Here is a 21,507-nt window from a genome sequence, read left to right on the forward strand (position 1 = left end):
GCCATGCACCCCAGCAACATGAGCGATATTCATGCAAAACCTCTACATGCTCCAAAAGCCCGCAGGTTTGTTATGATTCACGCCCTCCGAAATGCCTGACCAGAGTAGTCCCATGTCCGACCGAAGCGTTCGTCTGCAAGCCCTTCACCACGCCCTCAAGGAACGTATCCTGATCTTGGACGGTGGCATGGGCACGATGATCCAGAGCTATAAGCTCGAGGAGCAGGACTACCGTGGCAAACGCTTCGCCGATTGGCCGAGCGACGTCAAGGGCAACAACGACTTGCTGGTGCTCACCCGTCCCGACGTGATTGGCGGCATCGAGAAGGCGTACCTGGACGCTGGCGCCGACATTCTGGAAACCAACACCTTCAACGCCACGCGCATCTCCATGGCCGACTACGGCATGGAAGAGCTGGCGTATGAACTGAACGTGGAAGGCGCGCGCCTGGCACGTAAAATCGCCGACGCCAAAACCCACGAAAACCCGGCCAAGCCGCGCTTCGTGGCCGGCGTGCTGGGCCCCACCAGCCGCACCTGTTCGCTGTCGCCAGACGTGAACAACCCTGGCTACCGCAACGTCACCTTCGATGAACTGGTGGAAAACTACACCGAGGCCACCCAGGGCCTGATCGAAGGCGGCGCCGACCTGATCCTGATCGAAACCATCTTCGACACCCTCAACGCCAAGGCCGCGATCTTCGCCGTGCAAGGCGTGTTCGAAACCCTGGGTATCGAACTGCCGATCATGATTTCCGGCACCATCACCGACGCCTCCGGCCGTACCCTGTCGGGCCAGACCACCGAAGCGTTCTGGAACTCCGTGGCCCACGCCAAGCCGATCTCGGTCGGCTTGAACTGCGCCCTGGGTGCCAGCGAGCTGCGCCCCTACCTGGAAGAGTTGTCGAACAAGGCCAACACCCATGTGTCGGCGCACCCCAACGCGGGCCTGCCCAACGAGTTCGGCGAGTACGACGAACTGCCGTCGCAAACCGCCAAAGTCATTGAAGAGTTCGCCCAAAGCGGCTTCCTGAACATCGTCGGCGGTTGCTGCGGCACCACGCCAGGGCATATCGAAGCCATCGCCAAGGCCGTGGCCGGTTATGCGCCACGCCCGATTCCGGAGATTCCAAAGGCCTGCCGCCTGTCGGGCCTGGAGCCGTTCACCATCGACCGCAGTTCGTTGTTCGTCAACGTCGGCGAGCGCACCAACATTACCGGCTCGGCCAAGTTCGCCCGCCTGATCCGTGAAGACAACTACACCGAAGCCCTTGAAGTTGCCCTGCAGCAGGTGGAAGCCGGCGCCCAGGTGATCGACATCAACATGGACGAAGGCATGCTGGATTCGAAGAAGGCCATGGTGACCTTCCTTAATCTGATTGCCGGCGAGCCAGACATCTCCCGCGTGCCGATCATGATCGACTCCTCCAAGTGGGAAGTGATCGAAGCCGGCCTCAAATGCATCCAGGGCAAGGGCATCGTCAACTCCATCAGCATGAAGGAAGGCGTGGAGCAGTTCATTCATCACGCCAAGCTGTGCAAGCGCTACGGCGCCGCGGTGGTGGTGATGGCTTTCGACGAAGCCGGCCAGGCCGACACCGAAGCGCGCAAGAAAGAAATCTGTAAACGCTCCTACGACATCCTGGTCGATGAAGTCGGCTTCCCGCCGGAAGACATCATCTTCGACCCGAACATCTTCGCGGTCGCCACCGGTATCGAAGAGCACAACAACTACGCCGTCGACTTCATCAACGCCTGTGCCTATATCCGTGACGAACTGCCCTACGCGCTGACCTCCGGTGGCGTGTCCAACGTGTCGTTCTCGTTCCGTGGCAACAACCCGGTGCGCGAGGCGATCCACTCGGTGTTCCTGCTGCATGCGATCCGCGCGGGCCTGACCATGGGCATCGTCAACGCCGGCCAGTTGGAGATCTACGACCAGATCCCCGTCGAGCTGCGTGACGCCGTGGAAGACGTGGTGCTCAACCGCACGCCGGACGGCACCGACGCCTTGCTGGCGATTGCCGACAAGTACAAGGGCGACGGCAGCGTCAAGGAAGCCGAGACCGAGGAATGGCGTGGCTGGGACGTCAACAAGCGCCTGGAACACGCACTGGTCAAGGGCATCACCACGCACATCGTTGAAGACACCGAGGAATCGCGCCTGTCGTTTGCGCGCCCGATCGAAGTGATCGAAGGCCCGCTGATGTCGGGCATGAACATCGTCGGCGACCTGTTTGGCGCCGGTAAGATGTTCCTGCCCCAGGTGGTGAAATCCGCCCGCGTGATGAAGCAGGCGGTGGCGCACTTGATCCCGTTCATCGAGCTGGAAAAAGGCGACAAGCCCGAAGCCAAGGGCAAGATCCTGATGGCCACGGTCAAGGGCGACGTGCATGACATCGGCAAGAACATCGTTGGCGTGGTACTCGGTTGCAACGGCTATGACATCGTCGACCTGGGCGTGATGGTGCCGGCGGAAAAAATCCTGCAAGTGGCCAAGGAGCAGAAGTGCGACATCATTGGCCTGTCCGGCCTGATCACGCCGTCCCTGGATGAAATGGTGCACGTGGCCCGCGAGATGCAGCGCCAGGATTTCCACCTGCCCTTGATGATCGGTGGCGCCACCACCTCCAAGGCGCACACGGCGGTGAAGATCGAGCCCAAGTACAGCAATGACGCGGTGATCTACGTCACCGACGCCTCCCGCGCCGTGGGCGTGGCCACGCAGTTGCTGTCCAAGGAGCTGAAGGCCGGTTTCGTCGAGAAAACCCGCCTGGAATACATCGACGTGCGTGAGCGCACCTCCAACCGCAGCGCACGTACCGAGCGCTTGAGCTACGCCGCCGCCATCGCCAAGAAGCCGCAGTTTGACTGGAGCGACTACACGCCAGTGGTGCCGACCTTTACCGGCGCCAAGGTGCTGGACAATATCGACCTCAACGTGTTGGCCGAGTACATCGACTGGACACCGTTCTTTATCTCCTGGGACCTTGCCGGCAAATTCCCGCGCATCCTTACCGATGAAGTGGTGGGTGAAGCCGCCACCGCGCTGTACGCCGACGCCCGGGCCATGCTCAAGAAGCTGATCGACGAAAAACTCATCAGCGCCCGCGCCGTGTTCGGTTTCTGGCCGACCAACCAGGTGCAGGACGATGACCTCGAAGTCTACGGCGACGACGGCCAGCCGATTGCCCGGTTGCATCACCTGCGCCAGCAGATCATCAAGACCGACGGCAAGCCGAACTTCTCCCTGGCTGACTTCGTTGCGCCCAAAGACAGCGGCGTAACCGACTACATCGGTGGCTTTATCACCACCGCCGGCATCGGTGCCGAGGAAGTCGCCAAGGCGTACCAGGATGCTGGCGACGATTACAACTCGATCATGGTCAAGGCCCTCGCCGACCGCCTGGCCGAAGCCTGCGCCGAATGGCTGCACCAGCAGGTGCGTAAAGAACACTGGGGCTACGCCAAGGATGAGCAACTGGACAACGAGGCGCTGATCAAGGAGCAATACAGCGGCATCCGCCCTGCCCCCGGCTACCCGGCGTGCCCGGACCACACCGAGAAGGCGCAGTTGTTCCAACTGCTCGACCCCGAGGCCCGCGAAATGCAGGCCGGGCGCAGCGGGGTGTTCCTCACCGAGCACTACGCGATGTTCCCGGCGGCGGCGGTCAGTGGCTGGTACTTTGCCCACCCGCAGGCGCAGTACTTTGCCGTGGGCAAGGTCGACAAGGACCAGGTGGCCAGCTACACCGCGCGCAAAGGCCAGGATCTGGCCGTGACCGAACGCTGGCTGGCGCCGAACCTGGGTTACGACAACTGACAGAGCGAGGCCGAACTCGGTCAAAATGTGGGAGCGGGCTTGCTCGCGAATGCGGTGCTTCAGTCAACTTATCAGTGACTGACACTCTGCTTTCGCGAGCAAGCCCGCTCCCACATTAGTTCTCAGCGGATACTGGCCAGGCGTTGTATCTCCATGCGCGACAGTTGCATCAACTTCAGGTTACGCGCGGTCGCCCGCTCCACTTCCAGGCGATTCAGCGCTTCTTCGTAGCGGCGCAGGCTCTGGGCATCGGCACGCTCGGCGTGCTCGTCCTCCAGCGCTTCATACTTCTGCGCAAGCTCCTTGTTCAGCGCATCGAATTGTTCGGGATAGCGCTCTTGCAGGTACCGAGCCCAATGATCCTGGGCGACCAGGTACTCGATGAACTCATCGGAGTCTTCCTGGACGATGATGCTGGCCTGGATCTGCGCGCGCCGGGTGCCCTCGATCGGGCGACCAAACGCCATGTACTCCGGTTGCCCCGGCAGTTCTAAACCGTCGGGCCAGCCATGGGTCAAGCCTATGCGATACCTCAAGCGCTCCTCGGCCCGGTCCAGGCCCGTGGCCGACGCTTCGGCCAATTGATCGACCCGGTTGAGCCGGAACAACTGCCGCGATAAATCCAGCAGCGCTCGCCCTCGAAGATCGGGCCTTTGCAACGGGATGCCGTGCAAGGCGCGGTGTTCGAATACACGTACCTCCATCTGACTGAAGGTGAGGATACGCCCGTCGATACAGGTGCCGTGGGTTTCGGCCTCGACGAACAACAGGCTGCGTAACTCCGCATTCGTGGTGGCCACCTCGATCACGTCCCACACCCGCTGCCTGAGACCGGCGCGGTTGAAGTTGAACTCCGAGGTCAGGCGCAGGCTCGACATCAACCAGAAAAACCGGTCGTGGCCAGGGGCTTGTGCCAGTTGCTCCCACAGCGCCGTGCGCTGCGCGATCTGCCTAGGGTTGGAACCCTCCAGCCAGGGCTCCAGCGACGCCGGGGCAACAGCGAGCTGCGGCTCGGGCAACGCCTCCACAGGCTCGACGCCAGCCCCCCCATCACCGTCCGGGTCTGAGTCGGAGCTCGAATCGGTATCGGAACTGGCGTCTGAATCCGTGTCGGCACCTGCCTCGAAGCGCCGGTGCCAACGGTCAAGTTCTGCCCTTGGCAACCCCATCAATTCAGTCAATTGGTGCCTGTCGGCGTAACGGTACAGGGCCTCGCGCGCGGCCGGCGTCAGAGTGTGGTTACCCGACAAGTCAGTGCCTGCTACCAACGCATCATGGGCGCCACTGAGCAGGCTGGGCGGCAAGTTGGCTAACACATTGCCACTCAGGTCCAAGTGGGTCAGGTGTGAGGCGGCCAATACCCCCTCGGGCCATGTTGAAAGGCTGTTGTAGCTCAGGTCCAGCGTTTCAAGGCGGCTGAACGCGCTGGCATCGAACGTCTCCAGGTCGTTGTGGCTCATGTCCAGCCAGCGCAGGCGCTCGGCGCCCACCTGAGTTGGCAGCGTGGGTGCCTGCGTGAACAGGTTGGTGGCCAGTTCCAGCCGTTCAAGTTGCGCCATGCCTGCGACCGCATCGGGCAGTACTGATAGTTGGTTAGCGCTGAGTATCAAACGGTTTGCCCGCGTGAAAGCGCCCAGAAACTCGTTACTGCCTTGGGCCGTCAGCCTGACACCGGTTAAATCGAGTGTGCGGACATGCTCGAAGGCCATGTTGAGCGCGGGCAGATCGCCGGTCTTCAGCCCCTTCAGGCTCAGTGTGTCCCCCGCCTCACCGGTGTGCCCCGCCGTCACGCCTTGCTGCCAGGACAAACGGATAGACTCTGCCGCTCGCGTACGGGTAAAAGCAATGGTGTCGCCATCGGCGACTCGGATTTCTCGGCTGAATACCCAGCCGTTCAAGGTTCGCGTGAGCACCTCAAAGGTCCGCTGCCATTGACTGAGCAGCGTATCGAGTTGCGTGTCGCTCATGCCGGCTTGGCGCAACTGCTCGATCCTTGCCGCCCCTTGCTCATCGTTCAGCCCGGCATTTACGCGCCGCAAACGCACGACGAAACTGGCAGTCTCCTCAGGGTTTTCAGGCATCTGCCGCCAGAACAGTAAATACCGTGATAACGACGCGGCCGTCTCCGTCGGCGGAAATGTCCAGGGCTCTTGTGCCAGCGCAAAACGGCTCAAGGCGCCCTGAGGCAGCCCCCTCTCCCGCTCGATGCGGTTGCGCGCCCTATTCAATGCCGCCTCGCCTTCAGCGCTCAACGGGTTACCCGCCAGTTCGGTGCGCAACAGCATATCCGGGTGGCTGAGGGCGCTGGGGGCAAGGCTCGTCAACGCGTTGTCACGCATATCCAGGCAGGCTAACTGCGCAAGGTTTTCGGCGCCAGTCGGCCAGGCCTGCAACCGCGTATCGCGCAGATTCAAGGCCGTCAGCTTCGTCATCGCACTGACATTCAATCCACCCAGCGGGTTGTACTGCAGGTTCAACACTTGCAGATTCTTCATCCCATCAAATTGAGCCTGCACCGCAGGGGTCACCACGATAAGGTTATCGGACAGGTTCAGGTGGGTCAGGGACGGCAGCACGTCGGCGGCGACAGGCACGTCGCTGAGGTAGCTGTAACGCACTTCCAGTTGCTCTACGCCACCAAACGCACGGACGAAACCTTTGAGCTGGTCGGCGGGCACATCCTCCAGCCAGCTCAGCTTGAGGGTTTTCACATGGGAAAAAGTACCGGCAGGCAACACGGGCAACTCGTCAATTTTCTCGCTGCTCAATTCGGCAGCGGTGGGCAGGTCAAAGGCCGGCAGTTCGAACACCGAACCATCAAAAGTATCGCCCTGCCCGCTGATCTCCTCGTCGAGCTTGACCCCGTAGCGCTTACTCACGGCCCAGGTCCAGCTTTTTTCAAGCGCCGTCAAGATGCGTGCGTTATACCCCGCCTCCCAGCGCTCTACACGAAACTTATGCCTGATGCCCGGAAGCGTTGATGGCTGATAAAACTGTTTGAAGATACCCAGGTGTTCTTCGCGCAGCGCCTGGAGCGCATTCATGCGTGTTTGCGGGGTCTTCCAGGTGCTCATGAGCGCGTCGGTCACTCGCTCGGCGACCGTCTTTTCGCCCATCAGCAACGCCAGTTCTCCCTGGGCGAAACCTTTGACCATTTCATCCAGATTCATGAGGTGCGGACCAGAGCTCCCCGCGTAATTCTTGACGTGTTCGTAGGCCGGTTTGAACGCTTCATAGCTCAGTTGCGACCAGTCCAGCGACAGCCCTCGCCACAGCCGTTCATACCCGGTGTAAAGGCTGTCTGGGAGCTTGAGCACTCTGGTTTGTGCCAGGTCCAGGCGCTCCAGCTGCGCCAGTTGATGTACATAGGCTGGCCATTGCAACGTCACATTGGGCGCAACGACTCTCAACGTTTTGAGCTGCTGCAGCGGAGTAAGGTCAAGGCTGTCGAGGCGCGCGCTCTGATAGCCAAAGTAGCCGACCTCCAAGCGCTCAAGGCCGGTCAATGTTGCCAGCCTGGCGGGAAATTGCTCCGCCAGCTCAGATGTCCTCAACGTCAGCCTCAGGTGCTTGAGCCCCTCCAGGCGCGCCAGCGAGACCGGCAAGTTGGTCAGCAAGGGACGTGGCACGCGCTCTGCGCGCAGGCCCTGGGTGGCTTCGATGGACAGGCTTTCAAGCTTGGGAAAATAGCGCAGAAACTCGTCGATATTGCCGTCATGCAAGGCGGCACCGCTGACGTTCAACTCGCGCACATGGGAAAAGTTCGCGGTCAGGGGCGGCAGCGGCGTATCCAGGTTCAGCGACAATACCTGCGCGCCGGGCACCTTGCCGGCCAGCACAGCCTGGCGCCAACTGCGCTTGAGGGCCTGGGCGGCCAAAAGGTGGTAATGGCGGTCGGCCGGCGCTGCGCGACTGATCCAGCCATCCAGAGTTGCCTGCATCTGGCGGTTTTCTTCAAACAACGCCCTGAGTCGATTCGCAATCGCCCGGACATCGTTGCCCGCCTGCCGCAGCTCAAGGATAAAGTCATCAACCTGGGCGTCCGTCAAATCAGGGTAGATCTTGCGCACCTCGCGGATAATCGCCTGGCGCGGGTCAGGCATGCGCCCACTGGCGTAATACCCCTTGAGTACGCCATTGACCCGCGCAGGCGCCTTGAACCACTGCGTCTTGGGCTCCAGCCACACGCCCGCTTGTAGACGATGCTTGTCGGCCTGCGCGATGATTTTCGCCTGCAGCGCCGCCTGCTGGCTTACCTGCGGCACCCCCAAGCTCTGGCGCGCATCATCGGGGAGCGCATGCATCAACGAAGCGAAAAAGTTATCGCCATTCCTGGGCAGACTATTGAGGGCCTCACCGCGTTCATCGAACGCCTGGTAACCGGGGCCTTGCTTGACCAGGTACTTTTTTGCGCTCGCCGCCTGCGGGCCGATACTGTCGAGCAATGCGCCGTCGATACGGCCGTCACGTACCTCCAGGCGTAACGTCGACGGCCAGCCCGGCAACGTCTCAAGGGTATTGAGCGCCAGCCGGCGACTGTCCGCCGTGGCGATGGCCTCACGGCGCAGCCCGGCATAGGCACGTACCAGGCGCCCTTGGCGGGCATACCAGCGGGCCTCCTCCAACATGTTCAAGGGCACACGCGGTGCGGTCTCGAAGGATGCCAGCTCGTCGGCATTGGCGTGCTCGAGCACAGCTTGCGCCGCCGAGTCACTGAGCCCCGGGCAGTTGCGCTGCAGCCGGCGGACACGCGGGTCCACCGCTTCGGTACCGGCATAGATACTGTCGAAAATCGCGGGCTTGCGTTGGCGCGCGTGGTCGGCAAGCTGCTTGTTGAACTCATGCTTGCGCGCCTCGCGAACCCGCGCAGCCTCGGCGCCAAGCAATTGCACACGTTCGGACTCATCCAGGGCCTCCAGAATACGCTCGGGTAGCTCGCCGCCCAGGATATGCTGGCGGCTGACCTTGATGGTCGCACCTGTACGCGAACGCCCCACGCCGTACCTGACCGGTTTAGCCGTCAGTGCTGGGCCGTCGATGATTTCCAGCGCCCGCCCTTGTGGCCAGCGAGGCATTTCCACAATCAGCGGCAACGCATACAGGTACAACTCATCAATGGGTTTGGCGCCTTCCAGTTGTTCGATCACCGCGGCGGCGGCGGTGTCCGTGTTGAACAAACGCATTGCCTCCAGCAGCTCAGGAGGCGCGGGCGTACGCTCAACGTGCATCTTGCGCAGGGTGTTGTCGCTGACGCCGCTGACATCGGCCAACGTGAGCAACGCCTGGTCGGTGAAAGCCTCGGTTGCATGCCCTATTCGCCGCAACAGCGTCAGGCGGTCCCACTCCAGCGGCCGCTCCAAGGTGTGCTGCCAGGCACCGTGGCCGTTGTGCTCAAGGAGCGGCTGGTAAGCCTGGGGATCGGTTGGGTGCTTGATCCGCCATTGTTGCAACGACGTGTCGAATGACTGCTCGTAAGCCTGGGCGCCCAGGCGGATATAAGTCTTGCCCTCTTTCGTATACTGGCCCAGGTCATTGGGGCTCAGCGTGGGCTCAAGCGTCACCGGGCTGGCATAGCGCTCCAGGCTGGCCCTCCACAGCCGGGTTCGACCATCGGGCAGCTTCACTTCATTCAATGCTTCGATCACAGGCTGCGCCTTGGCCGCCCGCCAGCGGCTGACTCCTGCGCCCACGCCGGCCATCACCGCGATCTGCGCAAGGTTCTCGGCGACGTCGATCAGGTGTGCCTTGGCCGCTTGCAGGTCACCTTCGCCCCATTCAACCGCGCCTTCCAGCGTCTCATACAGCAACTGTCCAGCCATCACAGTCATCATTACCTCGCCCAGCACCGGCACGAACATCGAGGCCATGTTCAGCCCGAGCATGCCGATCTCCAGCAGGTGCGCAAGCTTGGCCTCACGCGCCTTGGCATCCACATCGGCAGCAGGCACTGCGTGGGCGCGGGCGTCGGTGATCAACTGCTCGCGATGTTGCTCATAAAAGTACTTCCAGGGGTCGATGTTCGCCGCCCAGATGCCCTTGCCGGCCCGGGTACGTGTGGAAGGTGAAAGATACGGGTCGTTGTTGGGTTCCAGTTTGGCTGGCTTCTCGGGCGGCAACTCCTTGATGCCGGTGATGAAGTGCGGGGTGGTGAAGTCCAGGAGTTTTTTCCAGGGCGAGCGCCAGATGTCAGTGGGCGAATCGGCGGCTTTCTGGGTGAACTGACTGAAGTAATACGCTCTTTTTTCATAGGGTACGAACCGGCTGAAAAACGCCTGGTACGGCGTCGGTGTCGCATCAGCAGGTTTAGCCGCATCGCGCTCGGTGAACAGACGCTTGAATTGCGCTTCCATCTGCGCCCAAGTGTAGCGCTTGAGCGGGTGCACCGGGTCCTGGGGAATGTAGATGATAAGCTCATTGGGGTAGGTGTATTTTTTACAGATCAAAAACACCATGCAGCCGGTCATTCTGAGCTTCATCAGGCCCAGGGTCCTGAACCACACTTGTTTGTTGCCCATCCACGGATGAATTTCACCCTCGATCACCGACAGGATCATGCGCTGGTCGGCGGGCAGGATATCCCCGGTCAACACGGCCTGCTCGGCGGCGGCCTTCAATGCAGCCTTCTGGCTGGCGATAAAATGCTCGCGCAAGGTCGCTTGCGCCTGCCCCTCCTCAGGGTAAAAAAACGTCTGCAGATAAGCTTGGTACTTGACGCCGATATCCAGGCTCCGGCACAGGCTCAGGAACTGGCTGACTTTAAGGTTGACCGTGACTGAATGGTAGGTGCCGGGGGTGTCGGTTGCTTCCACGAACCCCGAAGTCTTGTGGTAAGCCCCTTCCTTGCACTCATCGGCCTCGAAATTGTGCAAGGCCGCATCCAGCATCGACAGTTTCAGGAACTGGAAGTCCGAGATTTCTGTCTGGAGAACCCCAATCGCCAGCGGCCGGCGCAGGCATAGCAAGGTTTTATCGACGTCGACCTCTACTTGGTACTGATCCTTCAGTGCCTTGAGCAACAAGGGCCTGGCGAAGTCGTTGACGTCCTGGAAGCTGGCCATGGTTTTGTCCAACTGCGTCTGTGCACTGAAGCTTTCCAGAAAGCTGGCCGCCACCGCCTCGCGTTGCGCAGGTGAGGCTTTCTCAAGCCAGGTGGGCGGCGATGTGGAGGCGTCCTTGAGCGCTTGCCTGCGCGCAGGCAGGGCGTCGATCAGCCACCGAGGGCTGGCGTGTTCGAGGAAATCGCCATGCAGGCTCTGCGTCGCAGCAGGCGAAGAAGGTTGGGTTGCATCAGCCATCGTGTCACTCCTTTGAAATGGAGTGTCAGCACATCACGCGGGCCGTCACCTCAAGAGGTGCATATGTCGCGCGCGCGGGGCCACGCAGTAGCGGCGGTATCCCTATACCGTCCGCAACGTGACGGAATTGGATTTGCTATCGCTGGTCGGCCCATAGAGCCGCCCCCTTGAATCAATACAGACAAAGGACTTTGCATGCCCAACCCAACCCCCTCGCCCTTCACAGCCCTTGAGCAACTGCCCGCCCAAGCGGTCCATGCCCGCTTCGCCACGCGCCCGGCCTTGTATTCGGTGGTGTTCAATGCCCTGCGCAGGCGCATTCTGGAACACTACCCCACGCTGCAACTGGACCTGCGCGCGGTCAAGCTGGCCACCCCTCACCCTGAGGGGCACTACACCTACCCCTCGTTGATGGAAGTGGCGATAGCCCATGCATTGAACCCGCAACCGCTGGACCTGCACCCACAACGCGAACTGCCTTACTACCTGACCCAGCAAGCCCCCAAGATCCTCAAGCCACAGGCGCCGGCACTGATCGACATGCAGGTCATCGCACGCATCCTCGATGACCTGCCCGAGTCGCTGTCCCTGCACTGGCAGCATGACCTGGCGGACTATTGGAGTGAAACCGACAGCCATGACAGCAGCCGCTGGCAATGGTTGGCCGAGTTTCTCAACGGCCAAATGACTGCGGCAGCAGCGCGCCAATCCACCTTGAATCAAACCCAACGCGACATGCTGGCGGTTGTCGCCGCCTGGCCGGTATTGCAGGAGCGCCTGCCCCGTTCTACCCCCGCCACCTATGTCTTCTTCATCGAAAACACCTTTCATAGCGCCGGCAAGGAAGCGCTCCTGCTGACACCCGACCTGCTGCTGATGCGCGATAAACAGGTGCTGCTGTACAGCCTGGCCGGGACCATCGAAGCCTTCGACTCGATCGACGCCTTCGGCGAAGCCTGGGCGACGAGGATGCGCGAGCGCTTTGCGTTCGATAGCCTGACCTGGCGGCGCAACGAACCGAACGGCAACGTCTTCGAACAACAAGCCGGCTTGATTCTCAACCAACACCTGGAAGACCTCGCGACGCTGACGTTCCAGGGGCAAGAGGAAACCGCCCTGGGCAGGCGTCTGGAAACCCTCACTGACCCGGCAGTTTTCTTTACCCAGGTGCGCGTCCCCGCCGCCCCGACGTTGCAAAATGTCAGCGACCGATTGCCGGACTGGCTCAGCCAGGCTGATAGCGCAGACCGCTTTGCCTACCACCGCCACCTGCAGGACATGGCTCAGGTGCTGCAGCAGAACCAGGGGCAATCGTTCAACCAAGGGATCGAGGACCTCTACAGCTTCAGCCGCACCACCTTGCGCAAACAGATGCAAACCGATCACGGCGACTGCGATCCCGACGAGGTCGTGCTCGACTTCATCGTCAGTGCCGGCTACCCGGGCGGTGCAGGTATTGTCGAACATGTGCGCCTGTCGCTGACCGAGCTGGCGGTAAAGAACCTGTCCGGCAAACCCAGTGGCACGTTGAAAATCCTGGCCAAAGGCGCCCAGGCTTTGCCGGTCTGGCTCACAGAAGACTACTTGCTGGGCACCACAGGACTGATCCAACGCGTAGATATTGGCACGGCCTATCCGCAGAAAATCAAGGACACGCTGCTATCCGACACCGCCGATGCGCGACGACGCGAAGCACTGTTTACCCGGGAGCTGAAGGTCAAGCTGCCAATGCAGGCGCTTGAATACAAGATGCGCCGGCAGCATGGCGTCAGCATCGCGGGCTATCGCTATGTGAAGGCGTTGATGGGTGAAACCCCGCTGGATCGCTACGTCGACGGCCAGGAGATCGTCCTGCGCCCACTGGCGCTGTGCCGCAAGGCCGGCGCCACACCTGATGAAGTCTGCAATACGTTTATCATCGAACCGCGTGATACCCGTATCGGCCCGCACCTGCTCTATCAACCGCTGTACGCCGATACGCTGCATGAGTTCCCCACCCGCCAGGCGCTGCTCGATGCCCTCGCCAGCCCCGGCGCGTTGCAAGACAGCGTGCTGATCTGGCTGAGCGACACGGCCCGCCCGATCTACGACCACGGCGGTATTCGCGAACCTCACCTCATTCGCTTCCTGCCGGGAGATGAGTTCAGCGTGCCTGAAAAACCCGAGCCCGCCACCCTGGCCGTCGATGAAGGTGCCGATGAATGGATGCAGTCGCAGATCAACGGTCAGTTGCTCAACCACCTGTTCGGCAGCACGGCACGGGCGCTCGTGGACCTGGCCGACCGCGAGTCGGTGTCCAACCGCGAAAGCCGCTGGGCCATTGTGATGCAAGGCGCCTGGTTACTGTTCAACACCCTGTTACTGCCACTGGTACGGGGCCCGGCGATGCTGGTGGGGTGGTTCATGGTACTGGTCAGCAGCCTTGCGCAAGACCTGGCAGGCCTGGACAGCGATGATTCGACCACCCGCGAGCTGGCGTTGATTGATCTGTTGCTCAATACCGCAATGATACTGCTGCACGCCGCCTCGCCCTCGGCGCAACCGCTCCGGGAGCCTACTGCGCAGGACCACGCCCTGCACCTGGAAACCTGGCGGCGCCCTGCCGGCCTGCCACGAACGCAGAGTACCGTGCCGGTACGCAATGGCCCGGTCGCACTCCCCGGAGAGCCTCCGGCCACGGGCCATACCGCCCTTGACTTCAGCCGCTCGCTTGCCAGCCCCATGGCCAGCGCACAGTTGCTCAAGGCGCTGGTTCAAGTGCATGTGCCCTGGCCCGAAACCTTACCCGCGCCGCAGCCAGCCGGTGCGCTGAAGGGGCTTTACCGCATCGACGGGACCTGGCATGCCAGCGTCGGCGGCTTGCTGTTCCAGGTAAGCATTGTGCCGGGGTTTGGCGAGGTCTATCTGGTACATCCGCAGCACCCGCAGCGTCCGGGTTTCAGGTTGATCAGCGACGGTCAGGGGCATTGGCGCCTGGACCGGCATGCCAGGCTGGAGGGGGGCATGCCCAGGGAACGGCTAAGCGAGTGGCAAAAAAAACGCAGGGAAAAATTGGAGCAACTGAGTTCAGGATTGGAAGCCCTGAGCATTGATGCAAGTGCATTGACGCCTCAGGCGCAACAGCTCAAAGATGCCGTAAGTCGCGCCAGGACCCAACTCATCGAACACAAACAAGCCTTGCGAGCTGACTGGGAAAGGCTCGACAGCCCTGCATTACTTGCCGCCCTGCGCCCCAGAATCGTTGAGCGCCATGAGCAAAGGCAACGCTCGGCAGCACGTGCCGCAACCGATTGGAACATCGCCGTCGACAACTACCATGAAAACACACAAGTGTATTTTTCGACGCAGGAAAGCTCTCTGGCAATGGCCCGAGAACTGCTGGAGCTGGACAGAACACAGGTTCAATACAAACAGGTACAAGATGTCGCGACCGAAAATATTTACGATCACTTACTATTTTCCTATTCAACACTGCATCAGAAAATCCAAAACACGCTGCAAACCGGGCGCGGCGAAAGTCTTGCCGAGCTACTGCTACGGGTCGACGCAGAACTGCCCAACCACGTCACGGACGCCTATGAGCAGTTCATCAGCGGTGCAACACAGCGGCTGAAACTGCTCAAGGAAATGGCCAAGATTGCAGAAAAAACGGAAGCCATTTTGCGACAGACCAGCCCGACAATGAGGACTAAGCTCTCAAGCAAAATCACCTCCAAAAACACGATTTCTGCGCGTGTTATAGAGCAGCATCTGTTGTTGGCGTTTGTTGAGTTGATCATCGACCGCGCCCGCGACACCGATAGCCCGAAGGAGCACCCTTTCCTTGAAGTGCTCACCGATCGGCGAGCGAGCGCTTCCATACTCACTCATACCGAAGTGCTCGCCACCAGCGGTTACTCACCGGCTGAACAAATGGATGTACTCAGGGATGCACTCCAGCAGTACGGTCGCCTGGAAAACGCCGTTAATTCGTTATCTGAAATGGGTTCCGAACTTGTGCGAGAAGAATATAGAGCCTCGTTCCTGGAGCAGTTCAGCCTGGCCCGCACTGCGTTGGAGGCGCAACTGGCCGAGTTGATCCTGTCTGAAGAGGGCTTTGTCCCCAGGCGCCCCGCCAATCGCGCCGCCCGGCAGAGACCGGCCAGCCGCAGAGTCATCAGAACCCGTAACCAAGAGACGCTTGTGGGTGACCTGCGCCCGAGCGAGCCTGGTGTCGAAGGCAGTTTCGTTGACATCAAGAACCCCCTCACCGGGCAAACCGTCGCCACTTATCACGAACACGCCAATGAAGGTGTGTGGAACATCGTGGAACCTGCGCGACCGCCCCAGCCTACTGTGCCTGCGGTACGCACGCTGAGAATGATCAAGGCGCAGGGACAAACCGTCAGGGACGAACGCACGGGTATCGATGCAAGCATTCGCTTCCAACAGCGCAAGCTTGAGGATCCCAGCCGACGCGACGTACTCGACCCGCACGAGTGGGATGTGATGCTGAGCCAGCATGCAGCAAAGTTCCAAGCCCTTGCAGAGGAACTCACGCGTGATCACAAGGCCAATGACGAGGGTATGGCACTGCGCAATGCCTATCTGGCTGAGGCGAACGCCGCCACGCAGCAAGCCCGCACAGTGTGCGCCGAAGGGTATAAACAGCAGCGCCCCAAAGCCGCCAATGTCGCCTACCTATGGCGTCATGGCTTTGTCGATATCAACCTGGTACGCAGCCGTGTCAGTTTGAAGGCCGGTGACTTTTTGACGGAGTATGCAATCCGCGACAAAAACCGGATCAACGCGGGCCAACGGGGCGAAGAAACGGTGTTGTGGTACGCCCACTTCCACTACCCCGCCGCGGATACCCCGCCCTCCACACCGGCATTCGGCCATCTGAAAACCATCGCCGAGCGCCGCTTCACCCGCAGAGAACTGATCGAACAGGCGCGCTCCGACAACCGCGCGGTGGTGAACCTGGAAAAAGCCGAAATCAGGCCGCCGCTGGACCAGGAGCTGTTTCTTGGGCTGGAGGTACTGTGACATGAGCAGACGCCGTCGGGTTGTCTATGCTCTCTAGGACCACCTTGCAGACGAGGGCTGTATGGACGAGCCTACTGACAACAAACCACCCACCTTCTGGCAGATGGTGCACAGCGTCATGGCAGCGGCTTTTGGTGTACAGAGTGGCAAGAACCGCGCCCGCGACTTTACCCACGGCAAGCCCAGCCACTTTGTGCTGCTGGGTATCCTGTTCACCGCGGTGTTTGCCTTGACCCTGTTTGGCATCGTCAAGCTGGTGCTGCACCTGGCCGGGGTTTAACGCAGCAACAGTTGCAGGCTGAATGGGTAACGGTAGGACGCGGGCTTGCCCACCGCTGACAACGCGCGAAAATCCACCGATGGCAGGGGGCCCGATAGCCGGCGTGCCTGGGCGGCGTCGATCAACTGGAACAACGCCTGCTGGCGGTTGCGACCGCCACGGGCGCCGATATCCACGCCCTTGGCCTCATCATGGATCAACACCATTGCCCAGCCACCCAGGGTGAAATGTCCCGCCACCAGGGTACTCAGGCGCCCATCAAGGCGTGCCGCGAGGATCTGAGGTGAGCTGTTGGCCGCACTGAACAACACGTCTTTGCCGGGGACGCGGCCAGTGTCTTGCAGGGCCTGCATGGCACCCAGCGCCATTTCATCGTTGGCCGACCAGACCAGCGCGGTCTGCGGGTAGCGCTTGAACAGTTGGCTGGCCTGCTCGAATGCGCGCTGGCGGCTCCACTCACCGTACACCAACTGGCGCAGGCGCACTTCGGGATGCTCGGCCAGGGCACGCTGCATACCCTGTACCCGCAGTTGCGCGACCGGCGTGGTCTTGGCGCCGGAAAACGCCAGCAGGTCAAGTGTGGTGCCCGGAGCGACCGGGCCGTGCTGGCGCATCAAGTCGGTGAGCATCAGGTAGCCCGCCTGCTCGTCGTCGGCAACCATCGTGCCGATCAAGCCGGTATCGTTGTAGGCGTCCAGTAGCTGCACCTGGTCGGGCGTCAGCGCGTTGCTGACGATCAGTAACTTCACTCCGCTGCCTTGGGCCATGCGCATGATCTGCGGGGCGACGTACTGTTCATTGACCAGCACCAGGTAATTGGGCCGTTCAGTGCCCAGCAGTGCCTCCCGCGCATGGGCCAGGGTGGTTTGGTTGTCGCGCTCGGAATAGCGCACGCGCAAATCCAGGCCGAGGTCCTTGGCACCGGCCTGCATGAATTGCGCGTAACTGACCCAGAAGGTTTCCGAAGACCGGCCAGGGTTGAGAAACACCACCGACGCAGCCTGGGCGATTGCCCCGTACGCCGACCCCAGCAACCACACACACGCCATCAGAACCTTCAACATGGTTGCCTGAACCTTGAATATAGAGCGCCATGATAGTGGCAATTAGATATTCAATCGAGGCTCAATCAACCTGCTGCTTTACTGGTGGCTAACCCAGAACACGGCGGTTCCCACCACCAGGATGATCAAAAATAAAATGGCCCAGGCGTCCACGGTACTGTCGGGTTTACGGGCTTTGGTGGAATTGCTCATCGCATCGCCTCTTGTCGGTTTTATAGGTGACTGCACTCAGACTCGATCACAGTAAAGACCACACTTGTCCCCATGACAAATGTGGGTATGGCGATAACGGTTCTCATTAGTCAGTTTGGTTATTTACATATACCCAAACATCACTTTTGCGCATATACGCAAACTGGTATCGTGCGCCGGCTCCGTTGGGAGTGCGCGGCCGTGCGCGCAGATTTGCCGAGAACAGGACCTATATGTACGTATACGACGAATACGATCAGCGCATCATCGAGGACCGCGTCAAGCAGTTCCGTGATCAGACCCGACGCTACTTAGCAGGTGAACTGAGCGAAGAAGAGTTCCGCCCTCTGCGCCTGCAAAATGGCCTTTACGTTCAGCGCTTTGCGCCGATGTTGAGGGTGGCCGTACCCTATGGCCAACTGACGTCGCGCCAGACGCGGATGATGGCCAAGATCGCCCGCGACTTCGACAAAGGCTATGCCCACATCAGCACCCGCCAGAACGTACAGTTCAACTGGCCGGCCCTGGAAGATGTGCCGGATATCCTGGCTGAACTGGCGACTGTGCAGATGCACGCCATTCAGACCAGCGGTAACTGCCTGCGCAACGTGACCACCGACCAATTTGCCGGCGTCGCTGCCGACGAGTTGATCGACCCACGGCCGTGGTGTGAAATCGTGCGTCAGTGGACCACCTTCCACCCTGAATTCGCCTACCTGCCGCGCAAGTTCAAGATCGCCATCAATGGCTCGACTTCCGACCGTGCGGCCATCGAAGTGCACGACATTGGCCTTGAGCCGGTGTACAACGCCGCCGGTGAGCTGGGCTTTCGCGTATTGGTCGGCGGTGGCCTGGGCCGTACCCCGGTGGTCGGCGCCTTTATCAACGAGTTCCTGCCCTGGCAGGACCTGCTGAGCTACCTCGACGCCATCCTGCGGGTCTACAACCGCTACGGCCGTCGCGACAACAAGTACAAGGCCCGGATCAAGATCCTGGTCAAGGCGCTCACTCCTGAGGTGTTTGCCCAGAAAGTCGATGCCGAAATGGAACACCTGCGCGGCGGCCAGACCACCCTGACCGAAGCCGAAGTACACCGCGTCGCCAAGCACTTCGTCGACCCTGAGTACAAGGCCCTGAGCAATCAGGACGCCGAGCTGGCCGCACTCGACCAGCAACACCCAGGCTTCGCCCGCTGGCGCACGCGCAACACCCTGGCGCACAAGAAGCCCGGCTATGTGGCCGTGACCTTGTCGCTCAAGCCTACCGGCGTAGCGCCAGGCGACATCACCGACAAGCAACTGGACGCGGTCGCCGACCTGGCCGAGCGCTACAGCTTCGGCCAGTTGCGCACCTCCCACGAGCAGAACATCATTCTTGCGGACGTTGAACAGAGCCAATTGTTCACCCTGTGGGGCGAGTTGCGCGAAGGCGGCTTTGCCACGCCGAACATCGGCCTGCTGACCGACATTATCTGCTGCCCGGGCGGCGACTTCTGCTCCCTGGCCAACGCCAAGTCGATCCCGATTGCCGAGTCGATCCAGCGCCGTTTCGACGACCTGGACTACCTGTTCGACATCGGCGAACTGGACCTGAACATCTCCGGTTGCATGAACGCCTGTGGTCACCACCACGTCGGCCACATCGGCATCCTGGGCGTGGACAAGAAAGGCGAAGAATTCTACCAAGTGTCCCTGGGTGGCAGCGCCAGCCGCGATGCGAGCCTGGGCAAGATCCTCGGCCCATCCTTCGCCCAGGAAGCCATGCCGGAGGTGATCGGCAAGCTGATCGACGTGTACATCGAACAGCGTACCGAAGATGAGCGCTTCATCGACACCTACCAGCGCATCGGCATCGACCTGTTCAAGGAGCGTGTCTATGCAGCGAATCATTAAGAACAACGCAGTCGTCGACGAAACCTGGCACCTGCTGCCCAAGGACGCGAGCTTCGACGGCATCTCCAACTGCGACGACCTGATCGTGCCGCTGGCACTGTGGCGCGAGCACGGCCACGCGCTCAAGGCCCGCGACGGCGGTTTGGGTGTTTGGCTGGACGCCGATGAAGAAGCCGAAGAAATCGGTGATGATGTGCAGCACTTTCAGGTCATCGCCCTGAACTTCCCCGCCTTCACCGACGGGCGCAACTACTCCAACGCACGCCTGCTGCGTGACCGTTATGGTTACAAGGGTGAACTGCGTGCCATTGGCGACGTGCTGCGCGACCAATTGTTCTACCTGCACCGCTGCGGGTTCGATGCCTTCGCCTTGCGCGCGGACAAAGACCCGTACGAAGCGCTGGAAAGCCTCAAGGATTTCTCGGTGACCTATCAAGCGGCCACCGATGAACCTTTGCCGCTGTTCCGCCGCCGCTAAGCCCCTGTCCCTGTAGGAGCGAGCTTGCTCGCGAAAAACCTGAACGATAACGCTGACATCCTGAATGAACGCGTTGTCCTCGAGTTTTTCGCGAGCAAGAACTAGGCGTCCCCCTCGCTCCTACAGCTCCATCGCCCGTCAATCCTGTGTGATCGACTCCCGCTTGACATTAAAGTTAACTTTAAGCTTAGCCTGAGACCTCCCCTGCTCAGGAGTTAACCCATGTCACCGTTCGAATCGCTGCAACTGCCCAACGGCCAAGTCATTGCCAACCGCATCGCCAAGGCCGCGATGGAAGAGAACATGGCGGACCTGCATCAGGCGCCGTCCCAAGCACTCAAGCAGCTGTACAAGACCTGGGCCGACGGTGAGCCCGGCCTGCTGCTGACCGGTAACGTGATGATCGACCGCCGCGCCATGACCGGCCCTGGCGGTGTCGCGCTGGAAAACGAACAACACCTGGCCAGTTTTCGTGAATGGGCCGACGTAGCCCGAGCCAAGGGTGTGCACTTCTGGGTACAGCTCAGCCATCCGGGCCGTCAGACCATGGCCAACCTCGGTCAACAAGCGTTGGCACCCTCGGCTATTGCGCTGGATGTGGGCAGTTTTTCCAAGATGTTCGCCAAACCCAAGGCCATGACCGAAGACGACATCCAGGACGTCATCAAGCGCTTCGCCACCAGCGCCCGCCTGGCCGAGCAAGCCGGGTTCACCGGCGTACAGATCCACGGCGCCCATGGCTATTTGTTGAGCCAATTTCTCTCGCCCTTGAGCAACCATCGCACCGACCGTTGGGGCGGCTCCCTGGAAAACCGCGCACGCCTGCTGCTGGAAGTCATCCGTGCCGTGCGGGCCAATGTCAGCCCTTCATTTTGTGTGTCGGTGAAGCTCAATTCCGCAGACTTCCAGCGCGGCGGCTTCGATGAGACCGATGCGCGCGCAGTAGTGGAGATGCTCAATACACTGCCGATCGATTTGCTTGAGTTGTCCGGCGGCAGCTATGAAGCGCCGGCCATGCAAGGTGAGGCGCGGGACGGTCGCACCTTGGCCCGTGAAGCCTACTTTTTGGATTTCGCCACACAAATGGCGCGCATCGCCACCATGCCACTGATGGTGACCGGAGGTATTCGCCGCTTGCCGGTGGTCCAGCAAGTATTGGACAGCGGCATCGCCATGGCCGGCATCGCCACCGCCCTGACCCTGGAGCCGCAACTGATCAAACAGTGGCGTGAAGGTCGCGACCTCAACCCACAACTGCGGCCCATGGAATGGAAGCGCAAACCCCTGGCCGCCCTCGCCACCCTCGCCGTGGTGCGCGACCAAATGCGCCGTCTGAGCCGCGGCCGTCTGCCTAACCCCAACGTTGCGCCCTGGCTGGCATTGGCCTGTGACCAGTGGTTTATCGCGCGGCGTACGCGGCAATATCGCGCAAGCATGACGCAATCTTCACATTAA

8 protein-coding genes are annotated in these 21,507 nt (G+C 60.9%); 6 read left to right on the top strand and 2 right to left on the bottom strand.

Annotation, left to right across the window (positions count from 1 at the left end; all coding sequences use genetic code 11):
- The first annotated feature begins 112 nt into the window (after positions 1–112).
- On the top strand, positions 113–3,823 hold the full coding sequence (metH, locus tag QK296_RS16665; protein ID WP_057709853.1) for a methionine synthase: 3,711 nt from the start codon (positions 113–115) through the stop codon (positions 3,821–3,823).
- Positions 3,824–3,945: 122 nt separating this feature from the next.
- On the opposite strand, the gene QK296_RS16670 is transcribed toward metH, so the two are convergent.
- The gene (locus QK296_RS16670) at positions 3,946–11,118 is read right to left on the bottom strand and encodes an NEL-type E3 ubiquitin ligase domain-containing protein (protein WP_282391115.1); all 7,173 of its coding nucleotides are present in this window, start codon (positions 11,116–11,118) and stop codon (positions 3,946–3,948) included.
- A 195-nt stretch (positions 11,119–11,313) separates the two neighbouring features.
- On the opposite strand from QK296_RS16670, the gene QK296_RS16675 reads away from it, so the two are divergent.
- On the top strand, positions 11,314–16,146 hold the full coding sequence (locus tag QK296_RS16675) for a hypothetical protein (protein ID WP_282391116.1): 4,833 nt from the start codon (positions 11,314–11,316) through the stop codon (positions 16,144–16,146).
- Between the two features lie 61 nt (positions 16,147–16,207).
- Positions 16,208–16,426, top strand: coding sequence for a DUF2970 domain-containing protein (locus tag QK296_RS16680; protein WP_003190718.1), 219 nt, complete (start codon positions 16,208–16,210; stop codon positions 16,424–16,426).
- On the opposite strand, the gene QK296_RS16685 is transcribed toward QK296_RS16680, so the two are convergent.
- The gene (locus QK296_RS16685; RefSeq protein ID WP_282391117.1) at positions 16,423–17,490 is read right to left on the bottom strand and encodes an ABC transporter substrate-binding protein; all 1,068 of its coding nucleotides are present in this window, start codon (positions 17,488–17,490) and stop codon (positions 16,423–16,425) included. The two genes, QK296_RS16680 and QK296_RS16685, sit on opposite strands and share 4 nt — an antisense overlap.
- Before the next feature lie 425 nt (positions 17,491–17,915).
- Between QK296_RS16685 and QK296_RS16690 the strand changes: the two genes are divergently transcribed.
- The 3 genes from QK296_RS16690 (at position 17,916) to QK296_RS16700 (ending at position 21,507) form a co-directional block, all read left to right on the top strand.
- A complete protein-coding gene (locus QK296_RS16690) occupies positions 17,916–19,574 on the top strand; it encodes a nitrite/sulfite reductase (protein ID WP_003190712.1) in 1,659 nt (552 codons plus the stop codon).
- Positions 19,558–20,052 (top strand): DUF934 domain-containing protein, encoded by a 495-nt coding sequence (locus QK296_RS16695; RefSeq protein ID WP_003190711.1) that lies wholly within the window; start codon positions 19,558–19,560, stop codon positions 20,050–20,052. The genes QK296_RS16690 and QK296_RS16695 overlap by 17 nt, the downstream gene beginning before the upstream one ends.
- Before the next feature lie 222 nt (positions 20,053–20,274).
- Positions 20,275–21,507, top strand: a complete 1,233-nt coding sequence (locus QK296_RS16700) for an NADH:flavin oxidoreductase/NADH oxidase family protein (RefSeq protein ID WP_003190709.1) — start codon at positions 20,275–20,277, stop codon at positions 21,505–21,507.

The organism is Pseudomonas sp. AL10 (assembly GCF_029960685.1).
GTDB lineage: Bacteria > Pseudomonadota > Gammaproteobacteria > Pseudomonadales > Pseudomonadaceae > Aquipseudomonas > Aquipseudomonas lactis.